A 17,434-nucleotide genomic window follows, 5' to 3' on the forward strand; every position below is an offset into this window, starting at 1 on the left:
AATAGAGAGAATTCTTGTCCATTAAGAAATGTTACAAATTACATGGGTACATTAAGAAAAGTTAAGGGGGTACATCCATTGATGGATAAGGGTTTTGGGCTATTATGGTATATATGTATGGGGGAAGTTCAGATATCAAATATATTACAGAAGTTCTCAATGATCCAAAAGTTATTCCTATGATTCGTGGCAAGTTTTTTGAGTTCACTGTACAAGATGAACTGTCAAAAATACTCGCGAATAATTATTTAGTTACTAATCCTCGCTTAAATCCTCAAGCCGGTTATCACGATATAGATGTAGCTATTATCAATCAAAAAAACGCCAAAAAATACTCTGCTGAATGTAAGTTAGCCAAAAAAGGTAGTTTCCGTCTTCAGGGAGGTATCAGACCTTTTATTGAAGTCAAATGTATGAGATCAAGAACCTTAGGAGACAAAGCGGCAGAACAAAGGTCTAAATTGATAGGAATACCTTCAACAAGCCTCAATATTCACAAAGATCAATATATTGAAACAGATTTTGATTTAGTGATTACATCTCTTGCCAATGCTTTTTTTCAGACCAATTTAGAAACAGGACTATTTGTTTGGAATCCCACACCAAAAGAGCAAATATTTTTAAGCAAAATTAATATTAATAATCAAGAAGAAGCCCTTTTAAAAATGTACGTTGCCAGAAGTAAAGATTTAACAGCAAATCAAACCAATAATATCAATTGTTCTCGCCAGAAATGCCAGGATCAAAACTGTAATTTCATCCCTAATTATCCCAAAATTTTCTTTGATGTTAATACGGCTGAACCTCTACAACCATGGCTCCCGATCAAAAAAATAGAGGATTTACTTGATTAAAATTAGGAATCAAGATACATCGAATAAACTTAATTGTAGAGGTGTAAATCTTGCAGGTTTCTCAAGATCATAATTAGCAATAAATACCTCCTTGCCCTTGCGTCTTTCACTCTGATAACCATGTTCTAATTTTAAACCATTTTTTTGATCATCAGTTCGATTAATAGTGTAATTCCATTCATTATCTTGTAAAGAAATACACCAATCATACATTTCTCTAATTTCGGAGCAATTATCATAAGTCAAAAGAAATTTAAATCGATGTTGATGTTTTTTCAACGTCTTACATAACCTTTCATGATCTTCTAGACTGAAGAAGCAGGAATAGAATTTATTTTGATCTGCTTGAAAGTAAGGAGGATCGACAAATAAAAAGTAATCATCGGGTAATTGATTGATTAAATCTTCAAAATCTAAACAAGATAAATTGACATTTTGCAGTTTTTCCGAAGTGGTTTTTAGGTGAGAAGGCCAATTTTCAGGACGCATAGAATACTTATCACCATAGCCCCAATAACAATTTTCAAGTTTCATAATTCCTGAGTAGGAAGTTCTATTTAGATAATACCAACGCATGGCTCTTTCTAGGTCATTGGCTGGTTGAAATTCATTTTTATAATAATTGTGTAATTCTTTGGTAGCGTTTAGATCTTTTAATAATTCAATTAGACTATCAAGATGATCTTTGATATGTCGATAACAGTTCATTAATTCCTCATCTTTGTCATTGAGAATATTCTCTGCTACACTTTCCTTAGCAAAGAATATAGATGCTCCCCCCGCAAAAGGTTCACAATATTTATGGTGACTAGGAAGACAAGCTAAGATTAGCTTACGGGCATAAAATTTACCGCCAGGATAACGAAAAGGAGAATTACTAAGTTTTTTAGCGATTTTGGACATTACCTTTGATTTTAGAGGCTTTTCTTTGAGATTATTTTAACAAAATTACGATATTTTATCTAGGAATGTCAGAGAAGTTCGGTTTTACCGTGGATAACGTGGTAGCGAAGGCAAAAGCGTTGTTAGGTTAATTAAAACTTTGGTTTTGTGGAAAAAGCCCGGGCAAGCGGTTTTTTTTGTGTGGTTATAGGTTAACATAGTTTAGGCTTTAGGCTTAGTTCATGTAAAAATGTAAAGTAGGAAGCTTTAGTAGTTAGCCAAAACCTTTACACTTGAGATAATTATCACGATTCCTAGAGCCATGACTAAAGGGGAAAGCCCTATATCGAAGGAAACAATCAAGAGCCTAACATTAGATATAGAAGGCTCACTGTTGTCTTTTGATAAATTTATCAAGGCTCAAGAACAATTAGCAATACTACTCCATGAAGTAGATAAAACCCTTGCTAACAAAAATCGCCACCTGATAAATTGGAGAATCTCTCAAATTCATAGTGGCAGCATTCATCTTACTTTAGAAGGAATGCCTCAAGATCAGATTACACCTAGTCAAATTTCTGAAGTTATTAAGACTGTAGAAAGGGGAATAGTAACAATTTTAGAACATCCGATTCGCCCTAATTATTTTTCTGATCGAGCTTTAGAAAGTGCGCGATCATTAGCAATATTGAAAAAAAGAGATGAATTTATGGTGCAATTGGGCTTTGATTCGAGGTGTATCGACTTGAATCAAGCTTTGATTGCTAATGTTGATGAAATTATCGGGGGAAAATATCAAAGTTTTGGTACTGTAGAAGGTGTGCTTAAAGCTATTGATGTAAGTCGTCAACCTATTTTTAGAGTTTACAATTTATTGACTAATAAGAGTGTTAAATGTTACTTTGAAACAAAGTTACTTGATAATATCAAAGAATATCTAGAAAAAAGAGTCTCTGTATCGGGGATAGTTACCTCTAGAGAAGATGGGGAAAAAATCGATATTAAAGTTGAGTCAATTGATCTTTTTCCTCAGGAAAAAGATTTACCTACCATTGAGGAAATGATCGGAATTTGGGGAGGAAGTAAGTGATTCGTCCAACAAAAAAGCTACACTACTGGGATTCTTGTGTTTTTTTAGCTTTCCTGAAAAATGAAAAGGATAAAATTAATTATTGTACTTCTGTTCTCAAAGCAGCTGAAAATGGTCAGGTAATCTGTCACCGCCGCCTACTCTAGTGCAGTCAAAGCTGATCGCCTGAAGCCATCAAAACTATCCAGGGTGCAGGAGTTGAACCTGCCTAGCACGAATTATGAGTTCGTTGCCTCAACCGCTCGGCCAACCCTGGGTTATACTATTAACTCATTATAGATCGGTAATCACTCCGAACGTGAAAATCCAGCCCCACCAAGATGAAAAAATTTTCAATCAGCACCTCCTTGCAGTTAGGACTCCTTTTGATGGTAGCCATGTTAGCCGCCGGCTTCGGTAGCGGTTGGGTAGCCTATCAATTGGGAATCGCCTCCCTAAAAGGAGTCAGTCAACCGGATATCAACCCCGCTAAAAAGTTTACCAACGATCGCACCAGTTATGGTCGCAATCAAACTTTTATCCCCGTGAAAGAAGAAGAAGTAATTAAAAGAGTGAGAGTTTATATGCAACAACAGAAAAACCAACCGCAATCAAAGGACGAAACCAAAGGATAGGCTTTAAAAAAGGCGAATTTTGCCTTTTCGCTATGGATAATCAGGATTTATTGACTCGTTTAATTTTAGTCTTTTTACTAATCGTCCTCAATGCTTTTTTCGTAGCGGCCGAATTTTCGCTCGTGTCTGTCCGTCGTACCCGCATCAGTCAGCTAGTGGCTGCGGGAGATGTGCCAGCGCAGACGGTCCAATCTCTACAAAGAAGTCTCGATCGCTTACTTTCCACTACCCAATTAGGCATCACCCTTTCTAGTTTAGCTTTAGGTTGGATCGGGGAGAGTACCATGACCGTTTTTGTGAGGAAATTACTAAGTTTTTTACCCTTTTCCTTAAACTGGCAAAATCTTCTCTCCCATGGTTTCTCTCTTTGTCTAGCTTTTTTAATCGTGGCCTATCTCCAGATAGTTTTTGGGGAACTTTATCCCAAATCCCTCGCTTTAATTTATGCCGAACCAATGGCGCGATTATTAGCGGCACCTATTGGCGTTATTTCCCGAATTTTTAAGCCTTTTATCGGTATTCTTAACCAATCAACTCGTTTTTTATTGGTTTTAACCCGTATCCCCGAAGTGGATCTACAGCGTTCTAGTCGGGTAACTTCCGAGGAATTACAATTAATTATCAGCATGGAAGGGGAATTAACGGGATTAGAAGCAGCGGAAAGGAAAATTTTAAATAATGTTTTCCAGTTTAGCGAAATCACTGCCGCGGAAATCATGGTTCCCCATAACCGTTTAATAGCTATTTCCTCGACCGCAACTTTTGAGGAATTATTGCTCCAAGTAGTTAACAGTGGCTATTCTTGTTATCCTGTGGAAGGAGATTCCGGTGATGATATCCGTGGTCTGATCGATTTTAAAGATTTAGCTTTACCCCTTGCCGAAGGTCAGTTAAATTTAACAACCCCGATTAAATCTTGGTTAAAACCTGTGCGTTTTTTCCCCGAAACTACCCCTTTAAATGAATTACTGACAGTGATGCAGGAATCATTCTTAAAGATGGTTATCATTGTGGATGAATTTGGCAGAACAGCCGGTTTATTAACCCTAAAAGATTTAATCGGTGAGATTCTGGGAACTTTTTCCCCTAGTGATGAATCAGGAACAGTAAAATATCAACTCCTCGATGAATCGACTTTTCTCGTACAAGCACAAATGAATTTAGAGGACGTGAACAAAGCATTAAATTTAAGTTTACCCTTGGCCGATGAATACCAAACCCTAGCTGGTTTTGTCCTCCATCATTGGCAAAAAATACCGAAGGTGGGAGAACAATTATATTACCAAAATTTAGAATTTACCATTATTTCTAAGGTCGGCCCTCGCTTGGAACAAATTAAAATTTATCGACAACAATTATCCTCATGATATAAATAAGAAACAACTTTTTTCATTGATCCTTCTTGATTGTTAATCGCGTCAATAGCTGCCCACTCCTATCACCATGAAACACCTTTTGACACTCATCCCCCTCAGCTTGGGATTAATTGCCCTCACCCCCGCAAATTTGCCCCTAGAACGCCTTGAAATCTCACAATTAGGAACATCTACGGGATACGATGAACGACTGCTAACGGACAAAAAAACCCTACTACAAGCGATCGATCATAGTTTACGTTATCTGAATAGCTCGGCAGCGATCCGCGCCTATCAAAATTATCCTATTCCTGAAATAAATCGTCAGCGAGTGCAGCGTTCCTTAGTCCGTTTTCGTCAATTAGTGCAGAATTCTCCCACTCCCGCAGCTCTACAAAAGGCAGTTAAAAAAGAATTTATTTGGTATCGTTCTTTGGGTAATGATAGCCAGGGAAATGTTAAATTTACTGGTTATTTTGAGCCAATTTATCAAGCAAGTCGGCAAAAAAACGCCGAGTATAAATATCCTCTTTATCGCCGACCTGCTAACTTTTCTCGCTGGTCTAAACCCCATCCGGCTAGGGTAGAATTAGAGGGAAAAGATGGTTTACTGGCGGAAAATAGCCGTCTAGCGGGATACGAATTAGTCTGGTTAAAAGATCGCTTAGAAGCTTATTTAGTTCATGTGCAAGGTTCGGCAAAATTACGTTTACCTAATGGTCAAATTATGAGCATCGGTTTTGATGGCAATACCGAGCATCCCTACACAAGTCTGGGAAAAGAAATGATTGCCGATGGTATTTTTCCTGCTGAGGGTTTAACCTTACCAATGGTTTTGGATTTTCTCAGAAATAATCCCGAGCAATTAAAGAATTATATTCCCCGCAATAATCGGTTTATTTTCTTTCGAGAAACCCACGGCACACCTGCCACTGGTAGTCTTGGAGTTCCGGTTTTACCAGAAAGATCGATCGCTACAGATAAAAGTATTTTTCCCCCTGGTGCTTTAGCTGTAATTGAGACAGAAATTCCCCAGGGAAATCTTAATCAAAAATTAGTTAGTCGCTATGTTCTCGATCAAGATACTGGCAGCGCGATTAAAGGTACTGGGAGGGTCGATATTTTTATGGGAACAGGAAAAAATGCGGGCGAGCGAGCCGGTTTAATTAATACTCCCGGTCAATTATATTATTTATTATTGAGGGAATAGGAAATAGTATAGGTAGAATTAAGATACAATTCCCAGAATCGGTTATCGGTTATCGGTTATCATATTTAAGGGAGAATTTTAAAAATAGAATGATGGAAAAAAACACAAATATAGATTGGTCGGATTGTGGTCCAATTACTTTAGTAGTCGTGCAGCCGACTTCTTTTTGTAATCTCAATTGTGATTATTGTTATTTACCCGATCGCCACTTAAAAAATACCTTATCCTTAGATTTAATCGAGCCGATTTTTCAGAGGGTTTTTAGTAGTCGTTTTCTCCAAGATGATTTTACCATTTGCTGGCACGCCGGCGAACCCTTAGCAGTTCCCATCAGTTTTTATGAAAGTGCTTTCGCCAAAATTGCGGAAGTTAGCGAGAAATATAATCAGCAGGGTTACTGTTTTCGTCATTCAGTACAAACTAACGCCACTTATATTAACGATGCTTGGTGTCAATTATTTAAAAAGCATGATGTTTATGTGGGAGTCAGTCTTGATGGACCGGCCTTTATTCACGATATCCACCGGCAAAACCGCAAGGGAACTGGCAGTCATGCTGCTACAATGCGGGGGATTTCTTTCTTACAAAAACATGAAATTGATGTCAGTATCATCGCTGTTTTAACAGAAGATTCCCTCGACTATCCCGACGAAATTTTTAACTTTTTTTGGGATCATGGCCTTACCGATGTGGCTTTTAATATGGAAGAAACCGAGGGTATTCATTCACAATCTTCCTTAGATAAATTAGGTATTGAACAACGTTATCGCCAGTTTATTGCCAGATTTTGGGAGTTAGTCACGGCCAAACAAGGAGAATTTAAGCTGCGGGAATTTGAATCGATCTGTAGTTTGATTTATGCCGATGAACGCTTAGAAAATACCGATATGAATCGACCTTTTATGATTGTCAATTTTGATAATCAAGGTAATTTTTCCACCTTTGATCCGGAATTACTATCGATTAAAACCCAACCCTACGGTGATTTTATCTTTGGTAATGTTTTGAGCGATTCCCTAGAATCTATCTGTGAAACCGAGAAATTTCAACAAATTTACGCTGATATGCGCGGTGGAGTCGATTTGTGTCGGCAAAAATGCGATTATTTTGGGGTTTGTGGGGGTGGTGCCGGTAGTAACAAATATTGGGAAAATGGCACTTTCAACTCCACAGATACTAAAGCCTGTTTATACCGGATTAAGTGTATCACCGATATCGTTCTCGATCGCCTAGAAAATTTATTAGAAGTTTAAAGATTTTTTTAGCTATCAGTAAACAGTAATCATTTCACTGATTACTGTTTACTAATAACTTATGAAAAAAACCTGATCTAAATACCATTTTTCCAAAGTAACGACAGAGATGGTCATGCCTGCTACGAATAAAGAAAAATGGTATTATTCTTCTTCTAAACTTAATCCTAACGCCTGTAAGCGTTCCGCTAGTCGATCCGCACGTTTCTTTTCTTTATCGGCACGTTTCTTTTCTTTATCGGCACGTTTCTTTTCTTGACGCATTTGAGACTCTAACTCAACAGTTGTTAAAAATTTCTCTCCATCAGGACGATACAATTCTAAACTAGATTTATTCCAGATAAAACGCACACCTAAACGGGGACTTATCCAGTCATTGATGGGGATAATTTCTCTTAAAGTTTTTCCCTGTCTTTGCCATCCTTGTAAACGACAGCGCATCGGGTTATATAAATAGTATTCTTCTACACTATATGTGTCATAAAACTCTAATTTTCGACTCATCTCTGCTTTTGTATTCTTCGGTGATAGAATTTCAAAAACCACTTGAGGAGCGATATTTTCTTCCTGCCATTGACGATAGGAACCCCTTCGTCCTTTGGGACGGCCAAAAGCTACCATCACATCGGGAGCAACCGGTGAAACCAAAGTAGAACGCAGAGGATACCAGAGTAAATCTCCGGCAATAAACACCCTAGGGTCATCGGCAAAGATAATCTCTAAATTCTCCTTAATTTTGACAATCCACTCATATTGTTCGGTATTATCTGCCATCGGTTGACCATCGCTATCGGGGAAAAGAAGATCGTCGTCAATATCAAGATAACTAACCATTGTCTTTTATTTTTAATAGATGGTTGTTTTCTGATTATAGCAAGATTTTGATCGATAATAAAAGCTGAAATTAAATTATGAATTATAAATTATGAATTATGAATTATGAATTGGGGAGTGGGGGAGATGGGGTAATGGGGGAGTGGGGAGGAGGGGAGAAGGGAGAAAAAAGCTGATAGCTGACAAAAGGTCTTAAGCGGCGGTTATATCTATTAAAGTCTATATTTATCAAAAAGTTAATTGACTAGAATCTATAAAAGCGTTAGGATTGATGGTGACAAATAGTTGTTATTGAGAAGGGGATAAGAACTTGATACAGGCAACCCTGCACCAGTTAAGGGTTTTCGAGGCTACCGCTCGACACAGTAGCTTTACCAAGGCGGCCGAGGAGTTATTTATCACTCAACCTACCGTCTCAACCCAAGTCAAACAACTCACAAAAGCCGTGGGTTTACCGCTATTCGAGCAAATCGGCAAACGTTTATTTTTAACCGAAGCGGGTCAGGAATTACTGTTCACCTGTCAAGAGATTTTTAAGAAATTGGACAACTTTCAAATGAAAGTGGCCGATATTAAGGGAACTAGACAGGGAAAGCTAACTTTAGGCGTGATTACTACCGCTAAATACTTTGTACCGCGATTACTGGGGGCATTCTGTCAACAGTATCCCGGTATTGACATCGCCCTGCAAGTGACTAATCATCAGAAACTGCAAGAGCGAATGTTAAACAACGAGGATGACCTCTATATTCTCAGTCAACCACCGGAAGAAGTGGAACTTTGTTCTCAGTCTTTCCTCGAAAATCCCCTAGTGGTGGTGGCGCGACGAGATCATCCATTGGTGGGTAAGAAAAATCTCCCCCTTGAATCCCTCAACCAGCAACCTTTTATTATGCGCGAATCGGGATCTGGAACCCGCCAAGCGGTACAAAAATTATTTAATCTCCACGATATTAAAGTTAAGGTGCGCTTGGAATTAGGCAGTAACGAAGCCATTAAACAGGCTATTTCTGGTGGTTTGGGACTATCGGTACTATCTAAGCATACTCTCATCTCGGAAGGGGAAAACGGAGAATTAGCCATCCTCGACGTGGAACATTTTCCGATTCAGCGCAATTGGTACGTTTGTTATCTGGCCGGAAAACAACTTTCCGTGATTGCCGATGCTTTTTTAAAATACCTGCTGGAAGCTAGTCAAACTATCCCGATTAATGCCTCGTTAAAAAATGGTGACAGCTTATTAGTGAGCCATTAAACCTTAAACTTTAATTCAGGATCATTTTTCTTCTTGAGGTGGTTATATGTTCGAGTCCTTCAGCCAGACTATCTGGTTGGTACCTCTTTATGCCTTTGCGGGCGCACTTCTCGCTCTACCCTGGTCTCCCGGTATTATCCGGCAAACTGGCCCCCGACCGGCCGGTTATCTGAACTTGATCATGACCTGCTGGGCTTTTTTGCATAGCCTTTTTGCTTTAATCGCCGTTTGGGGTCGTCCGCCGCAATCTATAGCATTTAATTGGCTAAATGCCGCAGATTTAAGCATATCTTTAGATGTGCAGATTTCGGCCGTTAATATCGGGGCTTTACTGCTAATTACTGGCTTAAACCTCGCCGCGCAGGTATATGCGATCGCCTATCTAGAAATGGATTGGGGTTGGGCAAGGTTTTATTCTCTCGTCGCTCTCTTTGAAGGGGGTATGTGCGCCCTAGTTATCTGTAATTCGCTATTTTTCAGCTATTGTGTGCTAGAAGTTCTGACTCTCGGCACTTATCTGCTGATTGGTTTCTGGTTCAATCAATCTCTGGTAGTGACAGGGGCGCGGGACGCTTTTCTGACCAAACGGATTGGCGATTTAATCCTGTTGATGGGAGTGGTGGCCCTTTTACCCCTGGCGGGAACCTGGAACTTTGACCAATTGGCAGAATGGGCGGCTACAGCCAATTTAAACCCCAATGTGGCTAATTTACTCTGTTTGGCATTGATTGCAGGTCCGATGGGCAAATGCGCTCAATTTCCCCTGCATTTATGGCTAGATGAGGCGATGGAAGGACCGATGCCAGCGACAATTCTGCGGAATACGGTCGTCGTTTCCACCGGCGCTTGGTTATTGGTGAAATTAGAGCCGGTGCTGCAATTATCGCCCTTAACCTTGCAAGTAATGATCATTGTTGGCTCTGTTACTGCCATCGGTGCGGGGTTAATTGCGATCGCACAGATCGATGTCAAGCGCTCCCTCTCCTATTCCGTCAGCGCCTACATGGGGCTGATTTTTATCGCTGTGGCCACCGGACAAACGGAAACCGCTTTAGTGTTACTCTTTACTTATGCGATCGCCATGTCCCTGTTAGTCATGGTGGTGGGTAACATTGTTTGGAATAATATCAGCCAAGATTTAAGCCAATACGGCGGTTTATGGTCCCGTCGTCCCGTTTCTGGTATTTGTTATCTCGTCGGTGCCGCTAGTTTGGTCGCACTGCCTCCCTTTGGTGGTTTTTGGGCATTAGCCCGCATGGGCGATCGCCTCGCAGAAGTCAGTGGTTTACTGTTATTAGTGCTATTGTTGGTCAATGCTTTAACTGCCTTTAGTGTCACTAGAGAATTCTGTGTTTTCTTTGGCGGTAAAATCAAACCAATGACCCTGCGCTCTCCGGAAGCTCTTTGGCCCTTAGTTATCCCCATGACTGTGACCATGGGTTTCGCCCTTCATCTGCCGATTTTATTAGCGCAATGGCATTTATTACCAAGTAACTTAAATCTGGGAGTGGCTTTTCTCTTGGTACTTTCCACTGCTGCTGGCGTAATTCCGGCAGCATATATTTATCTGAATGAAAATATCTCCAAACCGATCGTTTTTCAACCGAAAGCCCTTCAAGATTTCTTTGCCAACGACCTTTATACAGCCCAATTGTATAAAGTTACCATCGTTTTTGTCGTCGGATTAATCTCGCAAATTATTAACTGGATCGATACCTTTCTGGTGGATGGTATCGTTAACCTGGTGGGATTAGCCACGGTTTTTGGTGGTCAGAGTTTGAAATATAACGTCTCGGGCCAAACCCAATTTTACTTTCTGTCGATTATTTTGGGGGTCGCTTTGATCGGTATTATCATCTGCTGGCCCCTACTATCACAAATTTCTCTAGTTTTCAGTTAAAGATTTGATAACTTAGGCTTTTCTTTAGCATCCCCGGCCCTGACAATAGGATTTGTCCTGATTATATGGAAACAATTACCTATGTTCAATACCTCTCGTCGCCAATTAATCCGTTATGGGGGTGGTTTTTTGGGAACTGGTCTGGCTGCTACTATTTTAGGCTCGCAACTGTCCCAAACTAACGCCCAAACTGCTGTTAATTCTGAGCCATGGCTGACCGCTCAAAATAAAGGATTGAACCCAGACCAGGCCTTAACTATGCTCATGGAAGGCAATCAACGTTTCTGGGAACGAAGACAAAAAAGTCCTAACCGCGATCAAGCTCGACTCACAGAAGTGGCCGAAAGTCAAGCCCCTTTCGCGGCAATTTTGGGCTGTGCCGATTCTCGCGTGCCGGCAGAAATCGTTTTTGATCGCGGATTAGGAGATCTATTTGTTTGTCGGGTAGCGGGAAATTTAGCCACTTCCGAAGAAATTGGTAGCCTCGAATTCGGTACGTTGGTATTAGGAGCCAAGGTAATTGTTGTCCTTGGTCATTCTCGTTGTGGAGCGGTAAAAGCCACCATTGAAGGGGGTCGTTTCCCTGGACAAATCGGTCGTTTAATCGATGGCCTACAGGTGGGAGTTGATCGGGCCGAAAAACAACCCGGTTCCAACAAACTTGAGCGAGCAATTAAATCCAATGTTATCTATCAAGTAGAGAAATTGGGCAAATCCCCGGTCATGGGTGATTTAGTAGATAAAAAACAATTAAAAATTGTTGGAGCCTACTATGATCTCGATAGCGGAAAAGTGAGTTTAATTTAGTCAATTCCAGATTAGTCATCGTGTCGGTTGGCTAATCGTTTTCTCATCCCAGTCATTCTAAATTCGATCGATACCAATATGCTCAGTACCCTGCTTTGGTTGCCAATAATTGGAGCAATTATCGTCGGTCTTTTCCCCGATAAATTTGCCCCAGCAAAATTACGTCAAATTACCCTCTTTTTTGTTGCTGCCGTCTTCCTGTGGTCTTTATATCTGCTGACCCAATATAACTTAACCAGCAATGGCTTTCAATTTTCTGAATACCGCGAATGGGCAAAACCAATCGGTTTAAGTTATAACCTCGGAGTCGATGGTTTGTCCTTACCGTTAATTATTTTAAACTGTTTCTTGACAGGAATAGCTATCTATAGTAGCGAAGAAAAAATAGAGCGTCCCCGACTTTATTACATCCTCATCCTCCTGATTAACGCCGGGGTTTCTGGGGCATTAATGGCCAAAAACCTGCTGCTGTTCATCGTTTTCTATGAACTAGAATTAATCCCCTTTTATCTGATGATTGCTATCTGGGGAGGCGAAAAACGTGGCTATGCTTCGATTAAATTCCTTCTCTACACTGCTGTCTCTGGGTTATTAGTCCTAGCGGCATTTTTAGGCATAGGTTTCCTCAATGGTGGCACTTTTGACTATTCCTCCCTCTCCACCGCCGATTTCTCCCAAAAAACCCAGTTACTGCTCTTAACTCTGCTGTTAGTGGGATTTGGCATCAAAATCCCCCTCGTACCTCTCCATACTTGGCTACCGGATGCCTATACGGAAGCTTCCCCCGCTACAGCAATTTTATTAGGTGGTATCCTCGCTAAACTCGGTACTTATGGCTTAGTTCGCTTTGGCCTGCAATTATTCCCCGAAACTTGGTCTTTAATCGCCCCCGGACTGGCAATTGTCGGCGTTACTAGCGTTATTTACGGGGCCTTGAGCGCTATTGCCCAAAAAGACATTAAACGCATGGTGGCCTACAGTTCGATCGGTCACATGGGCTATATACTGGTAGCAGCCGCCGCCGGCACGGGTTTAAGCGTCCTTGGTGCCGTCGCGCAAATGATTAGCCACGGTCTCATTCTCGCCCTCTTATTCTATCTGGTGGGCATTGTCGAACGCAAAGCCGGAACTAGAGATTTAGACGTTTTAAACGGTTTAATGAACCCAATTCGCGGTTTACCCCTGGTTAGCGCCCTGTTAATTCTCGCCGGTATGGCCAGTGCTGGTATCCCCGGATTAGTGGGATTTGTGGCGGAATTTATCGTTTTTCAGGGTAGTTTTTCCCGTTTTCCCGTGCAGACGGTTCTCTGTATCATCGCTTCCGGTTTAACGGCGGTTTACTTTGTTATCCTGCTTAATCGCACCTGTTTTGGTAAATTGGATAATAAACTTGCCTACTATCCCAAAGTCTTGAAATCGGAAACTATACCCGCTTTTGTCCTAATGGTATTAATCGTCTTTTTAGGTATTCAACCCAATTATTTAGTCCGTTGGATTGAACCCACCACTAACTCGATGGTTGCCAGCTTATCGGGGGAAGCAAAACCTAGTTTTGTCTTCAAAAAATCTCCACAAAAGTCCTCAAAAACCAACTGGTTGAATCGGGGTAAATTTTTGAGTAATAGTTAGGGTTGGCTTAATAAATCTAAAAACCTTGTTGGATAAGACTTTTAGACTTTTTTGACCTCAAAAAGTGCCAGCCGAGAGTGATCGGGGCGAAAATTCCGGGACTTTTTTCCTGAAAATTAGGTAATTGACCGTCTGAAAATGGGTAAAACCCTACACCCCACACCCCACACCCCACACCCTGCCCCCACGAAAAACTTTTTCAGCAGACCCTAGTTAGTTATCCCTTGCTGTTTCCGAATTATTGTAACCGCTGCTAATTACTTTACCTAAAACTATGACTGGGACATTAATCAAAGCCAAAATTCCCCCTTCTACTCACGAATTTGCCGACATTATCCATCGTTTAGAAGCGGGTGGATCCATGTTGCCGGATACTCCCGAAAACCTGATGCAAATTATCGGCATTTATAAAGCTTATGCCGTACCGATGGATTTTTATTGGCGAGATCTGCTCTATATTGCCGAACGAGTTTTCCTCGATCCTTTGCCCTTTTTTAAATATTTTCTGCCCCAAGAATACCTAGACCTACAAAATCATTACGCTGGCGATAATGCCGATTTACGCATCTGGCGCGGTACGGGTTCCGCTCACCCTGAATTGTTAGAATTCATGGATAAAGGTAAAACCCGAAAAATGCCCAGATTAATCCATCATCTCTGGCATGACCGTATTAATATGGAATTTGCTGAAGCTTGTATGCAAGCCATGTTATGGCATGGCCGCGATATGGGTTGGGGTTTATTTGATGCCTATCTTGATTCAGAAGAATATCGCCAAAATGCCGACCGCGCTATTAAGGCCTATTTCAAGAAAAATCCCGTCATGATGAAACTTTATGACCTGTTCCCCGATATGTTTTTGGAACAGGTGCGGATGATGTCCTACTACTCTAATTTAGGACTATTCTGGGAAGTGATGGCCCCGGTATTTTTCGAGATGTCTGATATCTACGATGAAGGAGGGTTTAAAGGTGTTCCTGATGCCATGAATTTCCTCGTTAATGGTATTTTTGCCATCGCTGGCCGGCCGATTTATCATCACGTTTATATTGATGGTCAATGCTACGAAATTATCCCCAAATCAAAGGCTTTTACTTGGCTTTATGAAGCAGCTTTACCCTATGTAGAAGCGGTCTTTTATCGTACTGCTCCCTTCCGGGGTACAAAGTCCTATAATGCCCAAGCAAAACAGGTTCCTGACGAACAAAAAGACTTTCACTATGGCATTCTTTATGCGGATGTTTTCCCCGTGGGTACTGCGGGAATTCCTCCCACGTTGTTAATGGATGATATGTATCATTTTTTACCCCAATATCTGATCGATTACTATCAGCAAAACTGCCGGGGGGAAGACGATATTTTGATTCAATTGGGGATTAGTTTCCAGCGCTCGATGTATAATGTTACTTCGGCAGTTATTCAAGCTCTACGCACGGCTTTACTCTATCCCCTCGACGATCCTAATCCCAAACATTTACTTAAAAATCGTCAATTCTTTGAGGCACAAATGGACAGATTTAAACGTCCCGAAGCGCGTCTTAGAGATATCCAAAGTCCTAATTATCGTTAAGGTTTTTGGGTTATTTTTCTGGTGGGTTTATCGCCCACCTTTTTTGATTATGAGATAACCGACACCCAATGTCATACTAATACTAAATCCCTTGAGTAACCCACAGAAAACGGGTTTTTCCGAGAAACCCGTTTTCTACTCGAGGGAATAAATAATCAGTATTTAATAGCCAGATTTAGTATTAAGTACCTAAGCAAAATTAATTACACATTTCGATAAAGCTTTTGCCTCTTGCCTTCGTTAAAACCACCCACTTAATAGGATAGTTACAGAACCTAAAAATTGGCTAATTCAGGAGTTATTATTATGCTAGACCAAATGATGAAGATGTTAGAAGGGCAACAAATAGGCCCCTATCGTCTTAATAAATTTCTCGGTGCGGGTGGTTTTGGTGGTGTATTTCATGCTAGTGAAATGGTCAGAAATACATCGGTCAAAGAAGTTGCCATTAAAGTTATCCCCGAAAGTAGCGATGATAAATTAATTGAATTAACAAATTCCAGAAAGTTAGAACATCCTAATTTAATTAAGAGTTATGCGGTGGGGGAATTTACTTTTCTCAATACAGAGATGCTTTATTTAGTGATGGAATTGGCACAGGGTAGCCTAGAAAATCACATTGCCAAAGCCAGTTTGTCAGCGGATGAGATTACAAATATTACTGCTCAAGTCGCTCAGGGCTTAAATTATCTTCATCGACAAAATAAAGTCCATCGAGATTTAAAACCGGGTAATATCCTCAAGGTTAATCAACAATACAAGTTAGCAGATTTTGGCTTAATTAGAACCTTAAATAACAAAAGCCACACTCAAACAGTCCACAATACCGGTACAATTATTTATATGCCTCCCGAAGCCTTTAGGGGTGATATTTCCTCAGCTTGGGATCTGTGGTCATTAGGTATTATGTTAATCCAAATGACGACTAATCAATTTCCCTATAAGTTCAATAATGACAATAATCAATTAATGGTAAAGGTGATAAATTGTGAGCTACAAATCCCCAGTTTACCGAAAGAGTTTAAACCGATTATTGAAGGGTGTTTGCAAAAAGATAGAAAACAAAGATGGACAGCACAACAGGTTTTAAATGCCTTACAAGCAGTCAAAAAGCCTGTTTCACCAATACCCCTAATTGTTTCACCCACTCCATTTACCGAAAACCTACCCAATCGAGTCACACTGGAGATGGTGAGCTTACCAGCAGGTGAATTTCTTATGGGATCTCCTGATAGTGATCCCGATGCTAGGGATTGGGAAAAGCCTCCACACCAAGTTAAAGTCAACAGTTTTGCGATTGGGAAATATCTGGTGACTCAGGCACAATATGAAGCGGTAATGGGAACCAATCCCTCTTATTTTTCAAACAACTCTTGGTTTAAAAATAATCTGCAAAATCCGGTAGAAAAGGTTAGCTGGGATGACGCTCAAGCCTTTTGCCAGAAATTGAGTCAAATAACTGGGAAAACCTATCGCCTACCCACAGAAGCGGAATGGGAATATGCCTGTCGTGCGGGGACTACTACTCGCTATTATTTCGGTGATGATGCTAATCAGTTAGGAGATTACGCTTGGTATGACGGAAATTCTCAGAAGACAACTCATCCTGTGGGACAGAAAAGGCCCAATGCTTGGGGACTCTATGACATGAGTGGCAATGTTTTTGAGTGGTGCGAAGACGATTGGCACGATAACTATATCGGAGCGCCAAAGGATGGATCTGCGTGGACTATCAATAATGATAATCGTTCTCATCCCAAGTGTCTGCGCGGCGGTTCTTGGGTCATCAGCCCTAATATCTGTCGTTCTGCCAACCGCGTCAGGGACGACCCCGGCTACGACTACGGCATCGACGGTTTTCGGGTTGCGTGTGTCTCCCCAGGACTTTAACCCTTTGTTCTTTTGCTCTTTTGCCCTTTGTCTCCCGCCTAAGGGCGGGTCGATTTTTTTTTTGAGCCGTAGGTTGGGTTGAGGAACGAAACCCAACCCAATTATTTAAAAGTGTTGGGTTTCACTATCGTTCAACCCAACCTACGATCTGAAATTAAATAATATTGTGGCGCTCCTAACGCACCCTACCTACTCAGTGGGTTACTCAAGGGATTTAGGATAATATTGGTGCGTTACGTCGCCTATGTAATTAATGTAAATTAAATAATATTGTGGCGCTCCTAACGCACC

Annotated in this window: 14 protein-coding genes and 1 tRNA gene; 12 read left to right on the forward strand and 3 right to left on the reverse strand. The window is 40.8% G+C overall.

Going from position 1 to position 17,434, the window contains the following annotated elements; translation table 11 throughout:
* Positions 1–104: 104 nt before the first annotated feature.
* Entirely contained in the window at positions 105–854 is a 750-nt protein-coding gene (locus IM500_RS11405; RefSeq protein ID WP_287738450.1) for a restriction endonuclease, read from the forward strand.
* A gap of 9 nt (positions 855–863) precedes the next feature.
* Here IM500_RS11405 and IM500_RS11410 read toward each other — a convergent pair whose 3' ends face one another.
* The gene (locus IM500_RS11410; protein ID WP_016515558.1) at positions 864–1,757 is read right to left on the reverse strand and encodes a DNA adenine methylase; all 894 of its coding nucleotides are present in this window, start codon (positions 1,755–1,757) and stop codon (positions 864–866) included.
* Positions 1,758–2,058: 301 nt separating this feature from the next.
* Between IM500_RS11410 and IM500_RS11415 the strand changes: the two genes are divergently transcribed.
* Positions 2,059–2,826 (forward strand): hypothetical protein, encoded by a 768-nt coding sequence (locus IM500_RS11415; protein WP_190723340.1) that lies wholly within the window; start codon positions 2,059–2,061, stop codon positions 2,824–2,826.
* 183 nt (positions 2,827–3,009) lie between these two features.
* On the opposite strand, the gene IM500_RS11420 is transcribed toward IM500_RS11415, so the two are convergent.
* Positions 3,010–3,082: transfer RNA gene (locus IM500_RS11420), tRNA-Ile, on the reverse strand.
* A gap of 64 nt (positions 3,083–3,146) precedes the next feature.
* On the opposite strand from IM500_RS11420, the gene IM500_RS11425 reads away from it, so the two are divergent.
* From IM500_RS11425 to grrM, 4 genes are all read left to right on the forward strand, one after another.
* Positions 3,147–3,440 carry a hypothetical protein gene (locus IM500_RS11425; RefSeq protein ID WP_004159404.1) on the forward strand — a complete coding sequence of 98 codons (294 nt, stop codon included), beginning with the start codon at positions 3,147–3,149 and terminating at the stop codon, positions 3,438–3,440.
* 32 nt (positions 3,441–3,472) lie between these two features.
* Complete coding sequence (locus tag IM500_RS11430) at positions 3,473–4,807, forward strand: hemolysin family protein (protein WP_190723341.1); 1,335 nt, start codon at positions 3,473–3,475, stop codon at positions 4,805–4,807.
* Between the two features lie 76 nt (positions 4,808–4,883).
* Positions 4,884–6,005, forward strand: coding sequence for a murein transglycosylase A (gene mltA / locus IM500_RS11435; RefSeq protein WP_287738452.1), 1,122 nt, complete (start codon positions 4,884–4,886; stop codon positions 6,003–6,005).
* A gap of 92 nt (positions 6,006–6,097) precedes the next feature.
* Positions 6,098–7,258: a cyclophane-forming radical SAM/SPASM peptide maturase GrrM/OscB gene (gene grrM / locus IM500_RS11440; RefSeq protein ID WP_149987374.1), complete on the forward strand. Its 1,161-nt coding sequence runs from the start codon at positions 6,098–6,100 to the stop codon at positions 7,256–7,258.
* A 144-nt stretch (positions 7,259–7,402) separates the two neighbouring features.
* On the opposite strand, the gene IM500_RS11445 is transcribed toward grrM, so the two are convergent.
* The gene (locus tag IM500_RS11445; protein WP_190723345.1) at positions 7,403–8,092 is read right to left on the reverse strand and encodes a Uma2 family endonuclease; all 690 of its coding nucleotides are present in this window, start codon (positions 8,090–8,092) and stop codon (positions 7,403–7,405) included.
* Between the two features lie 310 nt (positions 8,093–8,402).
* Between IM500_RS11445 and IM500_RS11450 the strand changes: the two genes are divergently transcribed.
* The 6 genes from IM500_RS11450 (at position 8,403) to IM500_RS11475 (ending at position 17,143) form a co-directional block, all read left to right on the forward strand.
* On the forward strand, positions 8,403–9,347 hold the full coding sequence (locus IM500_RS11450) for a LysR family transcriptional regulator (protein WP_287630387.1): 945 nt from the start codon (positions 8,403–8,405) through the stop codon (positions 9,345–9,347).
* A gap of 46 nt (positions 9,348–9,393) precedes the next feature.
* Positions 9,394–11,247: an NAD(P)H-quinone oxidoreductase subunit F gene (locus IM500_RS11455; protein ID WP_287630386.1), complete on the forward strand. Its 1,854-nt coding sequence runs from the start codon at positions 9,394–9,396 to the stop codon at positions 11,245–11,247.
* Between the two features lie 81 nt (positions 11,248–11,328).
* Complete coding sequence (locus IM500_RS11460) at positions 11,329–12,054, forward strand: carbonic anhydrase (protein ID WP_061433309.1); 726 nt, start codon at positions 11,329–11,331, stop codon at positions 12,052–12,054.
* Between the two features lie 78 nt (positions 12,055–12,132).
* Entirely contained in the window at positions 12,133–13,683 is a 1,551-nt protein-coding gene (locus IM500_RS11465) for an NADH-quinone oxidoreductase subunit M (protein ID WP_061433330.1), read from the forward strand.
* Between the two features lie 274 nt (positions 13,684–13,957).
* The gene (locus IM500_RS11470; RefSeq protein WP_061433310.1) at positions 13,958–15,253 is read left to right on the forward strand and encodes a CO2 hydration protein; all 1,296 of its coding nucleotides are present in this window, start codon (positions 13,958–13,960) and stop codon (positions 15,251–15,253) included.
* A gap of 306 nt (positions 15,254–15,559) precedes the next feature.
* Complete coding sequence (locus tag IM500_RS11475; RefSeq protein ID WP_190723353.1) at positions 15,560–17,143, forward strand: SUMF1/EgtB/PvdO family nonheme iron enzyme; 1,584 nt, start codon at positions 15,560–15,562, stop codon at positions 17,141–17,143.
* Positions 17,144–17,434 lie beyond the last annotated feature (291 nt).

The sequence above is a fragment of the Microcystis sp. M179S2 genome (genome assembly GCF_020245805.1).
In the GTDB taxonomy this organism is placed as follows: domain Bacteria; phylum Cyanobacteriota; class Cyanobacteriia; order Cyanobacteriales; family Microcystaceae; genus Microcystis; species Microcystis aeruginosa.